This window comes from Photorhabdus sp. HUG-39 (genome assembly GCF_963878365.1).
In the GTDB taxonomy this organism is placed as follows: domain Bacteria; phylum Pseudomonadota; class Gammaproteobacteria; order Enterobacterales; family Enterobacteriaceae; genus Photorhabdus; species Photorhabdus kayaii.
In genome coordinates this window covers 1-2,079 of sequence record NZ_CAWNWY010000090.1, presented here as the reverse complement: position 1 = coordinate 2,079, position 2,079 = coordinate 1, and the positions used below count along the sequence as shown (strand labels likewise).

Sequence of the window (2,079 nt, the reverse complement as noted above, 5' to 3'; positions counted from 1 at the left end):
GAACGTGCTGCGCGGTCAGAGTCAGTGAGCCGGGACGGGTAGTGTTGCCGTTATCATCCAGTCCCGCGGCCCACACGCTGTCATGGCTGCTGTGTATTGTGCCTGCGTTGACCGTGGCATCGCCGCGAGCTTCCACCCGGCCCTGATTGCGCAGTGCTCCTTTGGTCTGTAAATTCACCGCCGATTGTGACAGCAATTTGCCGGTGTTAGTGACATCGGCAGACGAGGTTAATTGCAACGTATCCCGGCTGCTGAGGGTGCCGCGGTTCTCTATCCGACCATCGGCGGTGATATGGACCTCGCCGGCAGACGCGCCGATATTGCCGGCATTATGCACGCCCACCCCCGCCTCGGTGCCTATCAACCTAATTTTATGGGCGTACATGCCGCCCAGTGCCGCCACATCCAACGCAAACTCTGGGTGCTTTTCATCGTCAACCGATTTTTTCTCAATCTGCTGATGCGTCGCATCGACAATATTACGCCCGGTGGTCACTTTCAGGTCTTGCGCGTGTAATTTGGCGTTAATCGCCACGGAGCGGGCGATAATATCGGTGTAACTTTGCTGTGTGCTGTCCATGCCGCGCCCGTCAATCCGCACTTCCCCCTGATTGACATCAAACCCTTTCAGCCGGCCCTGTTCCATCAGCGCCTGTCCGGTGGTGAGCGTAGTGCGATGTGAGTTAATGAACCCGCAACCGTTACAGGTGATACCAGAAGGGTTGGCAATAATCACCTCGGCTTTATGCCCGGCGACTTCAATCCAGCCATTAAGGTGACTGGAGTCACGACTGTTGACCTCGTTAAGAATAACGCTGGCGTCCCCTTTGGCTAACCACGGATTGCCCGCGACCATACCGCCCAGTTGCGTCTGGGTGGCCTGATGGCTGTTATTGAGGATCACTCCCTGTTTATCCACGTCAAACTGACGGTAGGTATTGTGGGAAACGCCGTCGGCGCCCGGGGTCTGGATATTGACCTGCGGCGTGCCGTTGGCGCTGCGAATGATGGTCGGCTGCTGACGTCCCGGCGCCTGTCCGTCGGCCACAATCGCCGCCTGCGCGGTGAGCGAAACTCCGCCAAGGGCGAATAACAACCCAAACCGTAGCGCGGTGAGTCGGCAACGACGCTGCGGTGAAGACGGGCGATGAGCGCGGCGTCCGGTTCGTCCCCGTCCGGCCCGCGCTATCTCGGCCACCACCATCCACAGCTGGCGAGATTGATTAAAGATAATACGATATAACTGCTTGTTCATGATTTTTACTCCACACAACACTACCCACCGGCAGTTTTGTTATTTGAATTAATACTGCCAATACAGGTTGAATCCGGCCGTGACGGGGGAAGTTTGGAAACCGGCGGGTTTGGACAGCGGGACGCCGACAAACAGGTCGTAGCTCACCCCTTTCAGGCTGCCGCGCCAGCCCAGGGCGCTCCCCGCCAGGTGTTTTCCGAGCAGCGCGTCGCTGCCCCGGCCGCCCACCTCGCCATAATCGATCCCCAGATACAGCGACTGCCCTTTCAGCGGGGTTTGCCAGTCCAGTTCGTTGCGGCTGTACCAGCCCCGATCAGCGGATAAGGTCAGCTCGCCATCAAAGCCGCGTACCGTCCAGCGACCGCCAATCGAGAAGCGATCCTGGGGCGTCAATGGGCTGGCGCTTATCTGACGCAAATACTGGGTTTGATAAGAAAAAGGCTGAGAAAACAAGGTTAACGGCCCGGCCAGCGTCGCCGAGAATTGGGTGATTTTAGGTAAGGCGGTCCCTTCATTGCGGTACTCTTCCGGTGCCGGTTGTGCGCCAAACCAGCGCATACCCTGCTGGTAAGTCACCCTAGTATCCAGCGTCGCGCTGCCGATAAAGTGATGATGGGACAGCCCCAGCTTCCAGCCCGCGGTTTCCCGGCGCTGAACATCGACTTCGGTCTTATCAATAAAATTGCGCGAAGTCCGGCGATAAATTTCGCCGTTAAGCAAGGTTTTCTGGTCGGCGTTACGGTGCAGCACCCGACTAAGCTGGACCGCCAGGTTTTGGCTTTTGCCCCGGTATTGGATCGCCTGATTCAGCCCGGCTATTGTCT

Annotated in this window: 2 protein-coding genes; both read right to left on the bottom strand. The window is 57.9% G+C overall.

Features of this window, described 5'->3' with window-relative positions; genetic code table 11:
* On the bottom strand, positions 1 to 1,255 hold a 1,255-nt coding region (locus tag AAC155_RS24095; protein ID WP_146748158.1), incomplete at its 3' end, for a two-partner secretion domain-containing protein.
* 48 nt (positions 1,256 to 1,303) lie between these two features.
* Positions 1,304 to 2,079: ShlB/FhaC/HecB family hemolysin secretion/activation protein (locus tag AAC155_RS24090; protein ID WP_240002864.1), on the bottom strand; the 776-nt coding region annotated here is incomplete at its 5' end.